Origin of the sequence: Sinorhizobium sp. 8-89 (genome assembly GCF_030124325.1) — a bacterium.
GTDB lineage: Bacteria > Pseudomonadota > Alphaproteobacteria > Rhizobiales > Rhizobiaceae > Sinorhizobium.
Genome location: NZ_JASKLR010000072.1, coordinates 1 through 1,949 on the forward strand (window position 1 = coordinate 1; position 1,949 = coordinate 1,949).

Here is a 1,949-nt window from a genome sequence, read left to right on the forward strand (position 1 = left end):
GCCAGCACCGTCATGGTCGGGGCGTCCGGCCCCACGATCAGGCGTCGCGAGGGCCCAAAGAGGGCATAGGCGACGAGCGGGGTGATGCTGGCGTAAAGGCCGGTCTCCGGCGGCAGGCCGGCAATGGCCGGATAGGCGATGGCGCTCGGAAGACCGACCGCGGCGATTGCGAGCCCGGCCGAAACGTCGTTGCGCAGCCAGCTCGCCTGGTAGCCGGCGAGATTGGCAAGAAGTGGCAGGCGAGGGAGAGTGAGCTGCATCCCCTTCACCTCCGGATCAATGGCCCGTGAGCACCAGCGTCTGGACAGGCAGGAGCAGCGCCTGCAGCCGGAGGATCGCCGCATGCACCAGCCCGACAGCGTCGATGACATGCAGGTATAGCCAACGCGACATGCTGATGCCGGGCTCATGCAGCGCGTCGTGATTGCTGGTGTAGGCGTTGGCTATGCAACTGCTTCCCGGCGGGAGGCCGGTCAGTTGGCCCTGGAAGAGCGGCTCCAGATAGGTCGTCAGCGTGCCAGGACGTGCCAGTTGCTGGGCGTCGACGAGCAGGTCCGTCGGCCGATACTGGCCGGCGGCAATGACGTCCTGGACCTCGGTGACCACCATCGGAATGATGGTGAAGGGTTTGCCGATACAGGTCGCCTCGGCGATCATCCCGGCCTTCATCACCTGCGCCTCGATCTGGCCAAAGCCGGCGATCAGGCCGATGCGCCGTTCCTCGGGCACGAGGATGCCGGCCGAGCGGATCATCGGATTGACGACGTCGCCGGGACGAAGGGTAAATTGCTGCACGGTACCGGCCACGCCGGCACGTACGGTCGTCTTGTCCAGTTCCACTTGCGCCTGAGCGAGTGCCGCCTCGGCGCTGGCCTTCTGCGCCGGCAGCAGCGAGGCGATCTTCGTCTCCAGCGTCTGCTTGTTCGAAACGGCGGCGGCGAGCGCGCCCTTGCGGCCGTCGGCGGCAACCTGCAGCCGCTCGATTTCGCGCCTTGCGACAATGTTGGGGTTGCGCTGGTTCAACTCGACCTGCGTCTCGAGTTCGTTCAGCGCCTGGAGGTACGCCCCCTCCGCCTGTGCGATAAGGCCGTCTGCGGAGGCCAGTTCGCTCTGTGCCACGGTTGTCTCGGCATCGATTTCGGCGACGCGCCGGCGTGCGGTTTCAAGCGCCGCCCGCTGTTCTTTATCGTCGAGACGGAAGAGCGGTGCGCCGGCCGCGACCTTCTCGTTGATGCCGACGAAGACTTCGGCGACGCGCCCGTTCGACTCTGGCAGGATCGTGACCGTGCGGAACACGGCGGTGACGTTGGTCGTCGACGGATGGAAGTAGAAGATCAGCGTGATCAGCGACACGGTGAGGATGACGCAGGCGGTGATGCCGTAGCGCAGCTCGAACCACATCGAATAAAGATTGATCTCGCGGCCGATGCGCTTGCCCTGGACATAGCGGCGGACGAGATAGTCGGGAAAGATGGTGAGCATCGAGCAAATCAGGAATTCCAGCATGGCTCACCTCCTGCGCTCGATCTTGTCATCGCCGGGTAACGGCGCGACTTCGAGCGGCACCCATTGCGCGCCGCCGGTTCTTGGTACGTCCGCTGGGGGCGCCTTCGGCGGAGGCTCGGATGTCGTTTCTCCGCTCGGCTGCGGCGCGAACTCGCCCGCCCCCTCGTCGCGGCGGGCAATCCTGGCGAGCGAGCGGGCCATCGACCTGACCGGGGAGGCAAAGTCCGGAAACTCGATCATCGCGAGCAGCAGTGCGGCGATCCAGAACAGATGATTGTGGGTGAAGAGCGCGATCAAACACAGCACGCCGATGATCTGCAACTGCCCCTTGCTGGCGCCATGCGCCATATGTTCCGGCAGCGCGTGCAGCCTGAGATAGAGGATGCCGACCAGGAAGACCACGAGCAGCACGAAGACGGTCATCACATTGAACAGGACGTCCG

The 1,949-nt window shown here is 65.1% G+C and carries 3 protein-coding genes; all 3 read right to left on the reverse strand.

Going from position 1 to position 1,949, the window contains the following annotated elements:
* The coding region (locus tag QN219_RS33665; protein WP_284004742.1) for a SulP family inorganic anion transporter at positions 1–260 on the reverse strand (260 nt) is incomplete at its 3' end.
* Positions 261–276: 16 nt separating this feature from the next.
* A complete protein-coding gene (locus tag QN219_RS33670; RefSeq protein ID WP_284004743.1) occupies positions 277–1,506 on the reverse strand; it encodes an HlyD family secretion protein in 1,230 nt (409 codons plus the stop codon).
* Positions 1,507–1,509: 3 nt separating this feature from the next.
* Positions 1,510–1,949: hypothetical protein (locus tag QN219_RS33675; RefSeq protein ID WP_284004744.1), on the reverse strand; the 440-nt coding region annotated here is incomplete at its 5' end.

Bases quoted from the DNA above. Each gene is read 5' to 3' on its own strand.
- QN219_RS33670 (WP_284004743.1), bottom strand. From the start codon at position 1,506: ATGCTGGAATTCCTGATTTGCTCGATGCTCACCATCTTTCCCGACTAT.